General features: G+C 67.9%; 11 protein-coding genes and 1 pseudogene. 5 read left to right on the top strand and 7 right to left on the bottom strand.

What is annotated here, in order from left to right; all coding sequences use genetic code 11:
• Positions 1-220: 220 nt before the first annotated feature.
• From D0B54_RS17440 to D0B54_RS17430, 3 genes are all read right to left on the bottom strand, one after another.
• Positions 221-2,158 carry a L,D-transpeptidase Cds6 family protein gene (locus D0B54_RS17440; RefSeq protein WP_162932505.1) on the bottom strand — a complete coding sequence of 646 codons (1,938 nt, stop codon included), beginning with the start codon at positions 2,156-2,158 and terminating at the stop codon, positions 221-223.
• A gap of 103 nt (positions 2,159-2,261) precedes the next feature.
• Positions 2,262-2,756 carry a hypothetical protein gene (locus D0B54_RS17435; RefSeq protein WP_117292550.1) on the bottom strand — a complete coding sequence of 165 codons (495 nt, stop codon included), beginning with the start codon at positions 2,754-2,756 and terminating at the stop codon, positions 2,262-2,264.
• A gap of 66 nt (positions 2,757-2,822) precedes the next feature.
• Positions 2,823-4,343 carry a PPC domain-containing protein gene (locus D0B54_RS17430; protein WP_117292548.1) on the bottom strand — a complete coding sequence of 507 codons (1,521 nt, stop codon included), beginning with the start codon at positions 4,341-4,343 and terminating at the stop codon, positions 2,823-2,825.
• A 308-nt stretch (positions 4,344-4,651) separates the two neighbouring features.
• Between D0B54_RS17430 and D0B54_RS17425 the strand changes: the two genes are divergently transcribed.
• The 3 genes and pseudogenes from D0B54_RS17425 to D0B54_RS25320 form a co-directional block, all read left to right on the top strand.
• A complete protein-coding gene (locus D0B54_RS17425) occupies positions 4,652-7,912 on the top strand; it encodes a penicillin acylase family protein (RefSeq protein WP_117292546.1) in 3,261 nt (1,086 codons plus the stop codon).
• 171 nt (positions 7,913-8,083) lie between these two features.
• On the top strand, positions 8,084-9,070 hold the full coding sequence (gene glk, locus D0B54_RS17420) for a glucokinase (RefSeq protein WP_117292544.1): 987 nt from the start codon (positions 8,084-8,086) through the stop codon (positions 9,068-9,070).
• A 107-nt stretch (positions 9,071-9,177) separates the two neighbouring features.
• Positions 9,178-9,303: pseudogene (locus tag D0B54_RS25320) on the top strand (DNA polymerase beta superfamily protein); the annotation flags it as partial.
• On the opposite strand, the gene D0B54_RS17410 reads toward D0B54_RS25320, so the two are convergent.
• The 4 genes from D0B54_RS17410 to D0B54_RS17395 are packed head-to-tail and all read right to left on the bottom strand — an operon-like array spanning position 9,285 to position 14,061.
• Entirely contained in the window at positions 9,285-10,115 is an 831-nt protein-coding gene (locus tag D0B54_RS17410; protein ID WP_117292542.1) for an SDR family NAD(P)-dependent oxidoreductase, read from the bottom strand. The pseudogene D0B54_RS25320 and the gene D0B54_RS17410 sit on opposite strands and share 19 nt — an antisense overlap.
• Positions 10,116-10,141: 26 nt before the next feature.
• Complete coding sequence (locus tag D0B54_RS17405) at positions 10,142-12,322, bottom strand: DUF1302 domain-containing protein (RefSeq protein ID WP_117292540.1); 2,181 nt, start codon at positions 12,320-12,322, stop codon at positions 10,142-10,144.
• A gap of 60 nt (positions 12,323-12,382) precedes the next feature.
• On the bottom strand, positions 12,383-13,006 hold the full coding sequence (locus tag D0B54_RS17400; protein WP_117292538.1) for a carboxymuconolactone decarboxylase family protein: 624 nt from the start codon (positions 13,004-13,006) through the stop codon (positions 12,383-12,385).
• Positions 13,003-14,061, bottom strand: coding sequence for an AraC family transcriptional regulator (locus D0B54_RS17395; RefSeq protein ID WP_162932504.1), 1,059 nt, complete (start codon positions 14,059-14,061; stop codon positions 13,003-13,005). Before D0B54_RS17395 ends, D0B54_RS17400 begins: the two co-directional genes overlap by 4 nt.
• Positions 14,062-14,235: 174 nt before the next feature.
• Here D0B54_RS17395 and D0B54_RS17390 point away from each other — a divergent pair, with 174 nt between their 5' ends.
• Together D0B54_RS17390 and D0B54_RS17385 are read left to right on the top strand one after the other, a co-directional pair.
• A complete protein-coding gene (locus D0B54_RS17390) occupies positions 14,236-15,114 on the top strand; it encodes an SDR family oxidoreductase (protein WP_205527157.1) in 879 nt (292 codons plus the stop codon).
• A complete protein-coding gene (locus tag D0B54_RS17385) occupies positions 15,111-16,901 on the top strand; it encodes a CocE/NonD family hydrolase (protein WP_117292532.1) in 1,791 nt (596 codons plus the stop codon). The genes D0B54_RS17390 and D0B54_RS17385 overlap by 4 nt, the downstream gene beginning before the upstream one ends.
• Positions 16,902-16,926: the final 25 nt, after the last annotated feature.

Raw genomic sequence — 16,926 nt, 5'->3', positions numbered from 1 at the left:
CGTCGACCGGTCACGATAAGGCAGGCGTATTGCAGGATCGTGTCGCGCTGCGGCTGCGCTCAGCCGCGGCAGCGTCCTTTTGACTGGCCGGCCATGCACCACGGCGGCGTCTGAAAGCGCAGGAGAGCACTGTCGCAGCCGATCTCCGCCCGTGACCACGTGATTGGCGGCAGACGAGCAGGCCGGCACCTCCTGCGACGGAGACCGAGCGGTGCCCCGATCAGGGGTTGGCAGCGGTTCGCTTTCCGGCCGTGTCCCCAGGTACCTGCTTGGACTGAGAAGGCTTGGCTTTTTTCTCAGACTCGATCAGCCAACGGCTATCGACATTGCGCAAGTCCAGTGTCCTGATCAGAACATCCGACAGCAGGTCGGACTGGTAGGTTTGCCGGAAACTGACGCGCGCATGCCGCTCATCGAGCATTGCCAGTTTGACGTCTTCGATCGTCAGGTTGATCTTCTTGGCGCGGGCGATACTGCTGCGGCGCTGCGCCCGCCATTGCTCCAGCGACAATCCATCCGGCGGAGTGAAGCTCTCGGAATAGTGGTTGAGGAAACGCTGCACGTCCTGCTTGGTCCAGGCATCGGCCCAGTCGCGTACGGAAGCGGTAATCGAGTCGGCCGCTGCTGCGGCTTCCGCCTTCGTTGGCGCGGTGGCGGCCGTCGTGGCGCCCTCCACGGACGGAGAAGTGCCCGGCAAATCATCCGAAGGCGCCTGAACGATCTCACCCTCGACTTTCTCGGAGACGATCTTCCAACTGTCGCCGCTGTTTCGCAGCTCCATGGTCCGATTGCGAACCCTTGTCGACAGATTGGAGCGGTAGACCTCATGGAAACTGATGCGCACCTGCTCTGCACCGGACATCGACAGCTTCAGGTCCTCGATCTTCAGGTCGATTTTCTTGGGGGCCAGGATTTTCCGACGACGGTCCTCGCGCCACTGCTGCGCTGGGATACCGTTCGCGGGGGTGAAATCGTTGGCGTAATGGCCGAGGAAGCGTTTCACGTCCTGCTTGGTCCAGGCATCGGCCCAATCTTCCAGTGTGGCCGTGATCGCGTCTCCGGCCTGATTGGCGGCAGCATTTGCCGATGCAACACCTGCGGGCTTCGGGCTTTCCACAGGGGTAGCGGCAGGCGTCAGCGACGCGAGCTCCGACCTGGAAAGAGCCGTTTCCTTCGAAACATGCTCTGAAGAAATCATCCAGTTGCCGTCGACGTTGCTCATTTCCATGGTGCGTGTCCGGCCCTTCGAGGAAAGGTTGGACCGATACAGCTCCCGGAAGCTGATACGGGCCTGCCGTGTTCCCGTCATCGTGATTTTGAGGTCCTCGATCCTCAAGTCGATCTTCTTGGGTGCCAGGATCTTGTGGCGACGATCCTCCAGCCACTGCACGGCCGAGCCCCCCCCTGCGGGGACGAAGTTCTTGGCGTAGTGGTCGAAAAAGCGTTTGACGTCCTGCTTGATCCAGGCATCCGCCCAGTCGCGCAGCACAGAGGCGACGGCCTTGGCAGCCGCCCCGACTTCGGCGTTCGCTGCTGGCGCCGGAGAGGCGGCAGGTACAGGCGGCGCGGCCTTGGCGCCCTCGACCGGAGCAGCTGTGGCTGTTGCGGCAGCGGATGCCAGGGCCGGTTGCGCGGCTACGGCTGCGGGGGCGGGCTGCGGTGCGGCGCCGTGCCCGCTGCGCAGCAGGTCGACCTTGGCCTGGGCTATGGAGTTGGCCGGGTCCTTGGCCAGCACCTGCTGATCGGCCTGCATTGCCATCGCCACATTGACATTTTCCAGGTTCTGCAGCGCCGCCGTGTATTGCGGGTTTTTTGCTATGGCGCTCTCGAAGGCGGTTCGCGCCTTGGCGTAGTCGCCCATGCCGGCCAGCAGCACGCCGAGGTTGTTGTAGGGCTCCGGGTACTGCGGCACGTCCTTGATCAGCTCGGTGAAGGCGCGGATCGCCTCGGGCTTGCGGTCGAGCCGCGACAGGGCCATGGCGCGCATGAAGCGCGCTTCGGCATCTTTGGGATGCTCGGCTAGCCAGGCGTCCAGCTGCACCAGGGCGATGCCGGCATCGCCGGAGGCGAGCAGCTGGCGGGCGTCGGTGACGACCGTGGCCGAGGCGGTGGTGGACAGGGCGAGGCCCAGGGCTATGGCGGCAAACTTGAGTTTCATCGGGGCGGACTGGCGGAGACGGCTGAAGGTTCGGCGGCCGCAAGGCGCACCAAAGGACCACGCTAGCGCAGTCTTGTTGCAGGACGGTGTCGCCGTCCGTGCCTCAAGCCCGGCACCGTCCGCCGGGTCGCCCGGTCGAGGCCACCAGCCCATATTGCTGGAGAAAGGCCAGGGCGTCGGCGCTGTCGCCCTCGAACCAGGCGGCGGCGCTGCCCAGCACGAAGTTGTAGCCCCAGGCGTCCATGTCGGCGAACAGGCGCGCACGCGAGTAGCCGCGCAGCTGCTCGGCCAGCAGGGCCTGCAGGTAGCAGACGCCCATTTCCTCGGTGTCGCAGCCATTGGCGTCGGTGTGCAGCGTCGCGCGTCGCGAGGCATCCACGCAGATGTAGTGACAGGCCTCGTGCAGTGCCGAATGCACCGGCGTGTCGGGCCGCAGGTAAAGCCTGTCGCCGACCAGCCCGGCCTCGGTCTCGCCCCAGTAGCTGCCGGGGATCGGCGTGCCGGCATCCAGCCATTGCAGCTGCAGGCCATAGGGCGACAGCAACGCCTCGAGCGCCCCTGCCGCCAGTTCGTTGCTGCGCATCACTTCCGGGTCCATGGCGCATTTTACGACAGCGGCCGGAAAACCCGCCCGCAGGCGATGTGCCCGCGGGCGGGTTGGACGCTAGTTGCGCGTGAAGGACAGGTTCAGGCCCGAGTAGGCGGTCTGGCCGTAGATGCCGATGTACCACTCGCCGACCAGGGGGTTGTTGACGATGATGGTCTCGTTGGGCCCCGCGATCGCCGGGCGGATGTCCCAGGCGCTGGTGGTGGGCTGGGCGCCAAGGCGCAGGTACAGCTCCGGATTGGCGACGCCCGGGCCGTTGCTGCTGACCGTCATGCTGGCGGCGCCTGCGGGGATGTTCACCTGGTAGTAGCGCCAGCTGGCGGCTACGCCGGAGAGTCCGGTCACGGTCTGCCCGCTGGCAAGCGCGGTCGTGGCCGGGGCGGTGTCCATGCGGAAGCGCTGTACCCAGACGTCGGTGTCGGTACCGGTGGTGCTGCGGCCGGTCCAGGCGATCAGGGCATTGCCCGCCGGATCGACGCCGACGTGCGACAGATCCAGGGCGAAGGTGCCGGCTGCGGGTGGCAGCACCGTCTCGGAGGCGGAGAAGGGCGTTCCGTTGGCGTTGTACTGGCGCAGCCGGGTATCCGGGATGCTGCTGGGCACAGCGGCGCGGTTGTTGTTGTTCCAGATCACCAGGCTGCTGCCGTTGTCCATCATGCCGACATCGCACTGGTACTGGGCGCCCGCCGTCGTGACGTTGGCGCGCTGTTCGGTGCCGACCTTGGCCGCGGCGGCGGTGAACAGCTGGTAATGGATGCTGTAGCTGTCGCCATCGACGTTCCAGCTGTTCCAGCAGGCGGCGAACTGTCCCTGTGCGTTCATGCCCAGGCGCAGGCCATCCTGAAGATTGGCCGTGCCGGCACTGACCAGGATATGCGAGGTCTGCGCGATGCCGCCGAAGCTGTAGCGACGGACGTAGGAGTCGGCACTGGTCGCCTGCGAGTAATTGATCCAGCCGATCACGAAGTTGCCGGCCGCATCCATCTCCAGGTCGGTGATGCCGCCGACGAAGCCCGGGGCGGTGTTGAACGAGATCGCCGGGGAGGCAGGGGTGCCATTGGCGTTGTAGGCCCGCACGAACAGCGTCACGATGCCATTGGTCTGATCCATCCACGCGACGGCAAACTGCCCCGAAGGGCTGACCGCCAGCGCACTGCCGTCCTGCCTGCCGGCAATCGTGGGGTTGACGCGGAACTCCGGCACCACGACTACACCGCTGCGGTTGCGGACCGTGGCGAACACGCCGTTGGAGTCGCCATCCGGGATACTGCGGACGGTCACGTAGTTGCCGAGGCGGTCGAAGTCGATGTTCCAGGGATTGTTTCCGAAATTGATGTCGCCGGCGTCCAGGGCGACGCCAGAGGCGTTGAAGCGGCGCATCCGCGTATTGCCGTCACTACTCACCCAGAGCACGGAAGATTCGCCATTCCAGGTACCGACGGCGTCGTAAAGGCCTTCGTTGAAGGTCAGCGCCACATGGGCTTTGAAGGGTGCGCCGATCACGCCGGCATGGGCAGGCAGGGCGCTGGCAAGCGCCGCGAGTCCTGCGGCAAGCGTGTACCTCAAGATTTTCTTCAAGAGTTTTCTCCGGGTTCTGCGGGGAGATGACAGCGGCGCACGAAGCCGTCGCCGCAAGTCGCGGCGGAGTATTGAGGAGAGATCAAACCTGAAGAAAGTGTCAGGTTCTTGCCGCACCTGAGTCAGGTCTCACCTTGTCGGCGGGCATGCGCAGTCCCCGCTCCGGCCTGCCCTGCGGAAAATCGCATAAGCGCCGAAAACCTAAGCGCATTTTACTATGCAGCCGCACTTCGTCCGCAGGGCTATAGTTGAGCGGCGAACGACAATCAGGCGACTCGACAGAAGCCGCCACGAGGGGAGAGACAACGATGTCGATCATGCGTACGGCCGGCCATGCGCTGGCGCTCACGGCCATTCTCGTCCTGGCGGCCTGCGGTGGCCGCAGCGACCCGGTCCCGGGCTCCAGCGGCAATGGCAGTGGCAGCAATGGCGGCGGCAACCATGCGCCGGGCGGCAACGAGGCCGACAGCATCCTGCTCAACGCCATGCCGCCGGGCTCCAACGGCAACTCCGCCGGCGGCCTCGGCCTGCCGGTGGGCGGCGCACAGTTCGTCTATCCCAGGAATTTCCGCGACGGCCTCGATCTCTACGCCCACCTCGCCTATGCCAGGCAGGGCCTCAAGGCCGAGCCCTGCACGCCGCCGGCGAACATCGACGAGCACGAGGAGAAATCCGACCTCGCCTGCAACTACTTCAAGCACGAAGGCCTCACGCCCGACAGCGTGGTGTCCACCACCACGCTGACCGCGCTCAACGGCAAGACCGTCACGATCAAGCGCGACGGCTGGGGCGTACCCTTCGTCGAGGGCGAGGATCGCCTGGCGGCGATGTATGGCTTCGGCTATGCCGGCGCGCAGGATCGCCTGTGGCTTTACGACGTGCTGCGCTATGTCGGCCGCGGCCGCTTCTCCGAGTATCTCGGCCCGGCGCCCGACACCTTCGGCTTCGACACCGACATCGCCAACGTCGCCGGCTACAGCGAGGCCGAGCTGACGCAGATGATCGAGGCCACCGCCGCCAAGTTCGGCACGGTCAGCAGCCTGGTGTTGCGTGACCTCGACGCGCAGGTCGCGGGCATGAACGCCTACATCGAATTCCTCAGGACGCCGGGTGCCATAGGCCAGGTACCGCCGGAGTACGCCGCGCTGTCGATCCAGCCCGGCAACGAGCTGCTCAAGTTTCCGCCGCAGCCGTTCCGGCGCGAGGACATCGTCGCCTCCGCCATCCTGATCCAGTCGATCTTCGCCAGCGGCGGCGGCAGCGAGCATGTCGCGCTGCAGCTGCTGCAGCGGCTCGACCCATCCTTCGGCCCCGCCAGCGGCGCCATCCCCAAGGTGGCCTGCGAGTTCTGGCGCGACGTGCGCCATGCCAACGATCCGGACACGCCGCGCAGCATCGACACCGCCTACGCCACGCAGTCGCCGCCGCGCGTCAGCGAGACCTGCCCGCAGGCCCTGCCGCCCGGCACGGCGGTGTGGGACGCCGGCAGCTTCCAGCCGCGCGCCACGCTGGCTTCCGGCAACAGCGGCGGACTGCCGCTGCCCCTGCCGACGCCGGCCACCGTGCTCAACCTGCTGGACATCGGCGACCTGCTGCCGAGCCTGTCGCCGGTGTTCAGCCTGACGCCGATTCCCGGTGCCGTCGGCCAGGTCGACGAGGTGCGTCCGCCGTTCCGCCACAGGAGCGCGCCCGCGCATACCTACTACGCCTCGCTGGAGCCCTCGGCTGGCGCGCACGCCGCGCTGGGCCGCGCCGGCTTCGCCATGCCGATGCGCCTGTCCAACTACATCGCCGTGACCGGCGCGCAGAGCAAGAGCGGCCACCCCATCGGCATCATGGGCCCGCAGGCCAGCTACTTCGTGCCGCAGCTGCTGTGGGAGGTGGCGGTCAAGTCCAACGGCGGCACCGCGCAGGACTTCGCCGGGCGCGGCGCCGTGTTCGGCAACCTGCCGTACATCAACCTCGGCCGCGGCCGCGACTTCTCCTTCAGCGCCACATCCGGCGAGTCCGACCTGGTCGACGTGCGCGTGTCGAAGCTGTGCAAGCTCGACGGCACGCCGGCCTCGCGCGACGACAGCAATGGCGATGGTTTCCCCGACGCCGACGGCTACGTGGTCGATGCCGGAGACGGGCAGGGCATGCGCTGCCGCGCGCTGTTCCGCCGGACCGACAGCTGGACCGCGCACCCCACCGTCGCCAGCATCGCGCTGGGTGGTCCCACCGGCCCGCAGGATGTCCGGCGCTACGTGCTGCGCACGCACTACGGCCCGGTGTTCGCCACCGCCCTGATCAACGGCGAGCCGGTCGCGATCTCGCGCCAGCGCAGCACCTTCTTCGCCGAGCTGGACACCGCCGCGCCGTTCGCGCTGGTGACCACGCCCACGGTCAAGAGCGCGCAGGATTTCCAGCGCCTGTTCAACAGCATGACCGGCACCTTCAACTGGATCTACGTCGATCGCGACGACGTCGGCTACATCCACAGCGGCCTCTACCCGCAGCGCGCCGCCGGCGTGCATCCGGAACTTCCGAGCTGGGGCAACGGGCTTTACGAATGGGCGGTGGACGCACCCGAGATCAAGGGCAACTTCTTCGCCAACTTCGGCGGCACGCGGGCCTTCCCCAGCCGCACCAAGCCGGTGGCGCAGGGCGATCCGCTGCGGGGTTATTTCGAATGGCCGGGCTACCTGCCGCTGTCGGCGCATCCGCAGGCGATCAACCCGGAGAAGGGTTACACCATGAGCTGGAACAACTCGCCGGCGCGCGACTGGTGGGCGGCCGACTTCAACGGCACCTTCGGCCCCACGCATCGCGTCGACATGCTGGCCAAGCGCCTGCAGGCCTTCAAGGCCAGCGGCCGCAAGCACGACATCGCCAGCATGATCGAGGTGATGGCCGACGCCGCCTTCACCGACCTGCGCGGCCAGGAGATGCTGCCGCTGCTGCTGGAGCTGATGAAGAAGGGCACGCTCAGCGCCGACCAGCAGCAGGCGGCGGAGCTGATGCAGCAGTGGATCGACGCCGGCTCGCAGACCTGGATCGACGGCAAGCCCGGCTTCGGCTCCTACCGCCGTGACCGCGACCATGACGGCAGCTACGACATGCGCGCCCAGGTCCTGCTGATGGACGCCTGGTACCCGCGCCTGATCGACAGCATGCTGCCGCAGCTGGTGGCGCAGGAGGGGTATATCGGCCAGGGCCGCTACGACAACCCGCGCGCCCAGGGCTCGGCCTACCAGGAGGGCTGGTTCCAGCACATGCGCCGCACGCTGCAGATGGCCCTCGGCGAAACCCGCACGCCCTACCGCCAGCTCAAGTGCGCCGACGGCAGCCAGGCCGGGTGCCGCAGCGCCGTGCTGACGGCCCTGGACCAGGCCCTGGCCGACCTCGGCGGCCTGGCGGCGAAGGAACAGTGGGAAGGCTCGCCGCTGGCCCCGGCCGGCGACCAGCGCGTCGAGGACGCCGACGCCGTGAAGCACACTGCCTTCAGCTTCCTGCCGGTGCCGCCGATCCACTGGACCAACCGCCCGACCTTCCAGCAGGCGGTGGAGTATCACCACCGGGACGAATAGGCAGGCCTCGCCTGATCTTTCGTGGGAGCGGCTTCAGCCGCGATGGGCTGGCCGTCATGGCCGCCGACCCATCGCGGCTGAAGCCGCTCCCACGTCCACATTGCCCCACGGCTGGCCATTCGCCGTTCAGCTTCACCGGGTTAGCATGTCCCCTGGCCTGAACGGGACGACATGGACGTGACTTCCGCTTACCAGCTGGTGGGCGACATCGGCGGCACCAATGCGCGCTTCGCGCTGGCTGCCATGGGTACTGACGGTCTGCCGCGGCTGGAGGGCGTCACCCGCCTGTGCTGCGCCGACTTTCCCGGTCTGGCCGAGGCTGCGGCGCATTTCCTGCGGCACACGGACGCAAGGCCGCATCGTGCGCTGCTGGCGGTGGCGGCGCCGGTGCCTGGCGACCGCGTCCGCATCACCAACAATCCCTGGGCCTTCTCGGTCCGCGAAACCGCTGCTGGCCTGGGCTTGCCGCTGCGCGTGGTCAACGACTTCGCCGCCGTCAGCCGCGCGCTGCCGCTGCTGCGCGATGCCGATGTGGTCGCGGTGGGCCCGGCCCTGGTGCCGGCCGCGGGGCCGCGCCAGGCCTACGCCGTGCTCGGCCCCGGTACCGGCCTGGGCGTCAGCGGACTGATCGTGGAGCGGGAGCGCTTCAGCGTGATCGAATCCGAAGGCGGCCACCTGGCCTTCGCGCCGGCCGACGCGGTCGAAGAGGACATCCTGCGGTTGCTGTCCGCGCGTCATGGCCGTGTCTCCACCGAGCGCCTGGTCTCCGGCATGGGCATCGCCAACGTCTACCAGGCGCTGCGCGAGATCGCCGGCCTGGCGCCGCAGCCGGCGACGCCGGAGGAAGTCTCCGCGCAGGCCGAAGCCGACCCGGCAGGCCTCGCCGCACAGGCGCTGGACCGCGTCTGCGCCATGCTCGGAGCCTTCGCCGGCGACGTCGCCCTGGCCTTCGGTGCCTGGCAGGGTGTGTACCTGCACGGCGGTGTCGCGCAGAAGCTGCTGCCGCGCCTGCAGCGCGGCGGCTTCCGCCAGCGCTTCGAGGGCAAGGGCCGGCACGCGGCGCTGATGCGCACGGTGCCCACGTGCCTCATCGCGCATCCGCATGCGGGACTGCTGGGCGCGGCAGCGATGGTGCTGGAGCCGGAAAACCTGCCGTAGCCCTCGGCTTGCCGGCCGCTCCGGGCTCGGGGATCATCCGCTCCCCGAGATGCCGTGGAGAGCAGGCCGTGGAACCCATCGATGATCTGCCCGCCCATGTCGTCGCCATGATCCGGCGGCGCCTGGACGAAGTGCGCCGCGAGCACGACATCGTGATCCTGCATGTGATCGAGTCCGGCAGCCGCGCCTGGGGCTTTCCCTCGCCCGATTCGGGCTACGACGTGCGCTTCCTCTCAAACCCCGCATCGATGAAGCCGGCGGCCAGGTTTCCGATCAGCCTGCCCGCAGCAGGCAGTTCCAGCGGTACCAGAGAGCTTGCGGGATAGACCACGCGATCCGTTTTCTTGCGCAGCCCCTGGACGATGGCCCTTGCGGCCTGCTCCGGTGAAACCAGCGGGGGCTTGGGCAGCTTCTTGCCCGGTCGCAGCGGCAGGTCCTTGTCCTGCCCGCGCGTTTCCGTGTCGGTGCCGCCAGGAACCATCTCGATGACGTGGATGCCGCTGTCGCGGAGTTCATGCCGCATGACCTGGGTGGCCCGCGCCAGCGCCGACTTCGACGCGACGTAGTAGCCGACCTGCGGCATCGGCACGGACTGCAGGGTGGAGGTGACGTTGACCACCACGCCCTGGCTGCGCTGCCGCATTCCGGGAGTCAGTGCCGCCACGAGGGCCAGCGGCGACCAGTAGTTGGTCTCGAACAGCCTGCGCGCTTGCGGCCCGTCTCCGATCAGGTGCTGGGCAGCGGTGATGCTGGTGCCGGCGTTGTTGATCAATACGTCGATGCCGCCCAGCGTGGCTTCCGCTTCCCGTGCGGCTGCCACGCCGGCCCCTGGAACGCCGAGATCGGCGCAGTGGAGCAGCGGACGTTCATGGCCCTCGGAGGCGATCGAATCGCCCAGTGATTCCAGCAGGGGTCTGCGGCGGGCGACCAGCGCGAGTCGCGCACCCTCCCGGCTCAGCGCCACGGCCAGGGCCCGGCCGATGCCGCTGGAGGCGCCGGTGATGAGGATGCGTACGCCATCGATCCTGAAGGGCTTGCGGGTCATGGGCTGTCTCGGGTGGAAGATCGCGCTCAGAACGTGTACGCCAGGAACGCGGTCAGGCTGTCCCTGTCGCGCAGGGTGTCGTTGTCGCCGGTGGAGCCCCGGTAGAAGAGTCCGCCGGACCAGTCCCGCAGGAAGGAGAATTCCGAGCCGACCTGGAAGAACCTCCGGCCTTCCGCGAAACCCTGGTAACCGGACTTCGGCATCGGCGAGATGCCCTGCACGTCATGTCCCCAGATCAGCCAGGGCTTGAAGTTCACGCCCAGGAAGATGTCGTTGTATTCCATCATCACGCTGACCCGGTAGCCCCAGGCGAAGTCGTCGGCGAAGCCTTCCGTCTGCTGCGTGGGGGTAAAGCGCAGGCCCGGCACGCCGCCCGAACCGGTGCCGTCGGCGCCGGGGCTGGCGTGCGTGTTCTTGTGCAGGATGAATCCCTCGAACTGCAGCTCGTCCCGGTCCGGCATGTCGATGACATGGGTCAGGCCACCCTCGATGAGCACGAGGATCTGGTCGGTCCCCAGCGGGAATGGCAGATCCGAAGGCGAGAGGGCCTTGATGGCGGACAGGTTGAACTGGCCAACCTTCAGGCGCTCGTAGCCGTGGATGACCTGGCCGGCCTGGATCGAATTGTCCGGGTCGCTGTTGTCGTATCCGCGGTAGACGCTGAGAAAGTCCGGAATGAAGGTGCGTGCGCTCGGGATGGTGGCGAGCTGCGGTGCGACGACGACGATGTCGCGCCGCGGGAACAGCGGCTGCGCGCCGGTCATGATGACATCCACCAGGCTGACCTGGAGCGGCAGGTTCGGGCGATACGCATATTCGCCGGACAGCGACCAGCTGCCGATGTTGGTGTTGAAGCTGATGCCGTAGAGCTGGATGTCCTCCGGGTAGTCGAGGAAGCCCTTGGGCGTGTCGAAGGGCAGGGCATCCTTGCCGGCGGTCAGGTCGATGTTGATGGCGGGCACCAGGTCCGTCACGTTGATGCCCGCGTAGTGATAGAGCAGGCCGCCCAGGTCCAGCGAGCCGCTGGCCAGCACCGGGCAGTCGATGATGGCATCGACGATGTTGGTCGAGTCGCGGATGCAGGACTCGTCACCGGCGACCATGCCCAGGTAGGGGATGCGGCTGTGGTAGTTCGCGGCGTAGAAGCTGAACTGGGTACCGCCGAGGAACTCGTCCACCCTCCAGTTCAGGCGCAGGCCATACTGGCCGCCGTCCTCGGGATCGCCGTAGCCGCCGCCGATCATCTGCGCGGACGCGGAGCTGTCGGTGAGCAGGGTGGCGAGGCCGGCGATGTGGTGTTCGCCGTTGGGATCTTCCGGCGTCTGGCCTTGGTTGAGCAGGAAGTAGTCGCGTCCGTTGGCGGCCTCGAACGAAGACATGAAGCTGCCGGCCGCCGCCGCCCGCGCGTGCCTCCATTTGAACTGGTAGAAGACCTCGGCGTCGATCTCGGGCGTGAGATCGCCCGAGATCACCACCAGCGGGACCGGCTGGAAGGCGTCGGGGAACTGCGCGCCGGGCATCCAGAAGACGTTCTCGTCGGGCGGGTTGATCTCGGCGAGGCTGTTCAGGGCGATGAGATTGCTCTCGCCCCAGCGCAGGATCTGCTGGCCAGCGGACACGTTGAGGGTGTGTTCTCCCACTTCGAAGTCCGCCGCCACGTAGGCCTGCAGCAGGTCGATGTCGGACCCGGTGTCCCGGTTCACGCCCCTGGGGCGTGGCGTATACCGCGGCTGATGGGTGGTGTCGGGGTGATAGTCGTCCGCGTTGTAGTTGACGGCATCGAAGAAGCCGACGCCCGACACCCTCAGGAACCAGTTCTCCCAGGACAGCGACAGGTCGGTCTTCAGTCTTGCCACCGCCGAGGTGATCTCGTACTGGCCGTAGTTGAGATTGCCGTCGTCGATGGCGTGGCCGAGGAAGGCGCCCTCGGCATCCACCAGGCGCTGGTTGGGTTCGGAGTCGCCGCCCAGGTCGATGCAATCGTCCGGCGCGCACAGGCCCTGCTGGCCCGGTAAGTTGAGCTTGCCGATCAGCGCATGGTCGCGGTCTTCCATGCGCCACATGGCGCCGAGGCTCGCGCGCCCGTCCAGCGAGACGTTGATGTTGCGCCATTCGTAGTCCAGCGCCAGCGCGGGGCCGCAGGACAGCAGGCCGGCGAGCAGGCCCGCACCGCGGGCACGACCGCCCGATACAGCATTGTGGTTCATTGCCGTTGTCTCCTCTCGATGTATAGGCCGCCTCGCCGGGGCGGCTTCTTCTGGGCGCAGCTAGCTCATGCCGAGGCGCCGGTGAAACTCCTGCAGCTGCTGCTCGATCGCCGGCTCCAGCGCGATACCCGTGCTGTTCAGGAAGCCAGCGACCATCTGGTAGTGGCCGATCAGGATCGTGATCTCGATCAGCAGGGGTTCGCTGTAGTGCGCCGCCAGCGCCGCCCAGCTGTCGCTGGAAATGCACTGCTCGCGCGCCATGTCGTCGCAGGCCAGCAGCAGGGCGCGTTCGCGGTCGTCCGCGGCATGCGCCGGGCCTTTCGACACGCGCAGGATGTCCTGGTCGCTCAGGCCCACGCCCAGGCCGATCTCGACGTGCTGGCCCCATTCGTAGCGGCAGCGGCAGTTCCAGCCGGTGCGCAGGATGATTTTCTCGCGTTCCTTCGCCTTGAGCCGTCCCCCGGGCATCAGCCGCGAGGCGAAGAACAGCCAGGGCCAGAACAGGCGGCGGTTGATGTGGAATACCGGGAACAGGTCCGGCAGCTCCTTGCGGCCGAACAGGCGTGCGCCGCCGGTGACCGAGCGGAACAGCAGGCCGCGCTCCGAGGGCGGCGGCGGCCGCAGTCGCGGTGCGGCCGCGTGCACCCAGCCGCGCTCGGGTTGCAGTTCGCGGGTGCTGTTCATGCGGTTGTGCCTCCCTGTTGCCGGGCCTTGCGGTACTGCCCCGGGGTCTGCCCGCCGGAAGCCTGCTTGAACCAGCGCAGGAAGGCCTGGTGCGAGTGGAAGGCGAGGAACTCGGCGATCACGGTGACGGAATCCTCGCTGTCGCGCAGGCGCTGCCGCGCCAGGTCCAGGCGCACCTCGTCGAGCAGCTCGCGGTAGCCGCTGCCGGACTCGATCAGCTTGCGGTGCAGGCTGCGGCCGCTCATGCCGAGCTGCTCGGCCACGCGGTCGCGCATCGGCACGCCCTCGATGATCATCGCCTGGATCAGGTGGCGCACCTCGTCGGTCAGTGCGCGCGGCTGCTCGCGTTCCGCCAGCAGGCTGCGCGCGTGGCGCTCCAGCAAGTCCTTCATCAGCGCGTCGCCATGCGGCAGGCGCATCTGCAGTACACGGTCGGGGAAGTTCAGACTGGACTCCGCGCGGTCGAAGTAGACCGGACAGTTGAAATGCTGGAAGTACTCGCGCGCCGCCTCCGGCGCCTCGGCGCGCGCATGCGCGAAATGCACCGACTGCAGCATCGGCGGCCCGGGCAGCAGCGCGCGCGTCATCGCGGCGAAGGTGGCGAGCACGTATTCCGTGGCCTGGCGCCGCAGCGCCGGACCGCCCACCAGGCATTCCCAGCACAGCTGCACCTCGCCGGGCGTGCGCCGCATCGAGGAGCGGCCGATATTGCTGAGCAGGCCGCGGTAGCGGATCACCACCTCCAGCGCATCGGCAAAGGTGGTGCAGGCCTGCAGGATGTGCCCCAGCGGACCGAACACGGCGGGCTTGATGTCCTGCGCCGCGTGCAGGCCCACCAACGGATCGGGATATCTCTCGGAAACCGCCGACAGCACCGACTCGATGACCGAAAGCGGCACACGGCCTTCACCGTCCACCAGCTTCTCGCGCGACAGGCCGGCTTCACCCAGCAGGTCGTCGAAGCGCAGGCCGGCAGCCTCCCCGCGGCCGATCATGTGCTGCAGATGGCGTACGGAGATCCAGCCCGAGAGCGGCTTGGTGGCGGTCGTCGACATGGCTGTGCGATACGAATCCGGCGGTGGGGTTCCTGTGGCAAATCCTGCCATGCCCCCTGTCGCGGGGCGGTCGTGGCCGATTTTGGACCATCGGATGACCGGTTTCGAGCCTGTCGGCCGGGCAGGGGGCTCCCTACCATGCAATCACGCGATGCCACCCCAGCGAGCAGCCCCATGAAAAGCCTGAAACAGAAGAAAGCCTTCATCACCGGCGCCGCCAGCGGCATCGGCCGCGCCACGGCCATCGCCATGGCGCGCGAGGGTTCCGAACTGTTCCTCACCGACATCAACGCCAAGGCCCTGGAGGCCGTGGTGGCCGAAATCGTCAATGCCGGCGGCAAGGTGTCCGTGAGCCGCGCGCTGGACATCGCCAGCTACGAGGCGGTGCGCGACTACGCCCGCGACATCCACCGCGAGCACGGCAGCATGGACCTGGTGCTCAACATCGCCGGCATCGCCATCTGGGGTGCGGTGGAGAACATGGAGCACCGGCAGTGGCGCCAGGTGATCGACGTCAACCTGATGGGGCCGATCCACGTCATGGAGTGTTTCGTGCCCGAGATGGTCCGCGCCGGCCGTGGCGGCCACCTGGTCAACGTCTCTTCCGCCGCCGGCCTGTTCGGGCTGCCCTGGCATGCCGCCTACAGCGGCAGCAAGTTCGGCCTGCGCGGCGTCTCGGAGGTGCTGCGCTTCGACCTGCGCCGGCACAACATCGACGTCAGCCTGGTGTGCCCGGGCGGGGTCGACACCGGGCTGGTGCAGACCATCCAGATTGCCGGTATCGATACCGGAGCCCCTTTCATGAGCAAGCTCAGGGCGGCCTTCCAGGCGCATGCCATCTCGCCTGAAAAGGCCGCCAAGGCGATCCTGTCCGGCATCCGTGCGCGCCGCTACCTCGTGTTCACGTCGATGGATATCCGCATCGGCTACTTCTTCCAGGGCAAGTTCCCGATCACCTACGACATCGTCATGCGCATCATGAACCACGTGATGTACAAGGTGATGCAGCGGCAGGAGCGGCGCGCCGAGGCCGAGCGCGAGGCAACGCGGTGAAGCGCGCCGGCCTGCTGCTGGCGGCGCTGCTGCTGTCGGCCTGCGGCGGCGCCTCGGACCCCATGGCGCAGGCGCCGCAAGGCCCCGGCCCGGATCCCGATCCGCGTGAAGCGCCGCCCCCGGCCACGGAAGCCGTGGAGTTCGAGGCCAGCGATGGTGCCCGCCTGCATGCGCAACTCACCTACCACGGCGAGCTCAAGGCGCGGCCCCTGATCGTCCAGTTCAGCCCTTACGGCGACATTGGCCGAGACCTGCCGGATTTCGGCGCCGGCTACAACCACGTCTACGTCAACGTGCGCGGTACCGGCAGCAGCACCGGCACCTGGTCCGCCATCGGTGCCCGCGACCAGCAGGACGTCGCCGAATTCGTCGCATGGGCCTGCCATCAGCCCTGGAGCAACGGCCATATCGGCCTCTACGGTTTCTCCGCCAGCGCCATCGCCGTCTACAACTCCATGCACCTGAAGCTGGAGTGCGTGGACGCCGCGGCGCTGATGGCCGGCACCGCCGACCTCTACCGCGACCTGCTGTATCCCGGCGGCATGTTCAACCTGGTGCCCGGCGCCGTCGTGGCCTTCGGCGCCGGCCTGCCGCTGATCGCCGCCGGCTTCATCGACTTCTTCACCAGCGGCCAGCTGCCGATCGACGCGATCTTCTCCGGCACCGGCTTCCTCGGCACCATCCTGCAGGTGATGACGCATGCCAGCGAGGACGAATTCTGGGTCGACCGCACGCAGCGCCCGGGGCCCAACCGCTTCCCGGTGCTGGCCGATACCGGCTTCTACGACGTGGAGTCGCGCGGTCCCTTCGAGAGCTACCAGCTGCTGCGCCGGCAGGGCGTGCAGGTGCACCTTCGCGTGTTCGGCGCGCACGACGGCACACCGGAAGGCACGCCCGGTCCCCGTCCCGAGTACCAGCGCTGGTTCGACCGTTATCTGCTGGGGCAGAACAACGGCATCGACCGCGAGCCGCGCGTGCAGCTGCTGGTCGGCCACGGCAGCTACGAGGCGCAGATCGGCGGCGCCGTGACCCGGGTGGATGCCACCGACTGGCCGGTGCCCGGCACGCGCTGGCAGACCTTCTGGCTCGATCCCGCGCGCGGCCATGGCGCTTACTCGTCCAATGACGGGGGCCTGTCGCCGGTCGCGCCGCAGCAGCAGGCGACGCAGCCCTATCTCGCGCTCACCTCGCTGCCCACCGCGACCGATCCCAACACCACCGGCACGGTCGCCGCCGGCGGTGCCATCACGCTGTTCAAGGCCTTCCCGATCCTGACGCAGCTGACGCTGATGGAGCCGCTGTCCCTGACCTACACCACGCCGGAGTTCAGCGAAGACGTGGACGTGGTCGGTCCGGCCGCGCTGACCGTGCACGTCGCCACCGCCTTGCCCGAGGCCGACCTGCACGCCGTGATCACCGACGTCTGGCCCGACGGCAGCGCCCATGCCGTGGGCGTCGGCCGCCTGCGCAGCAGCTATCCGGACATCGTCGAGGAGCGCAGCGTGCGCGACAGCCGCGGCGAGATCGTGCAGCCCTACAACGACTTCAGCAGCAAGAGTTATGCGCTGCCGGGCCAGCTGCGCGAGTACCACGTCGAGTTCTGGCCCATCGGCAACCGCTTCGCCGCCGGCCACAAGCTGCGGCTCTACCTGGTTGGCGCCGCCACCTACACCCTGCCGGCGCCGAACCTGAACTTCGTATCCATCGGCGGCGACACGCCGTCGCGCCTGCAGCTGCCGGTGCTGCCGGGCAGCGATGCCTGCAGGGCGATGGGGACGACCTGCTGAAGAGCACAAGGCCTGCCCTGCAGGA

This window comes from Solimonas sp. K1W22B-7 (genome assembly GCF_003428335.1).
Classification (GTDB): Bacteria; Pseudomonadota; Gammaproteobacteria; order Nevskiales; family Nevskiaceae; genus Solimonas_A.
This window is presented reverse-complemented; position numbering and strand designations above follow the sequence as displayed.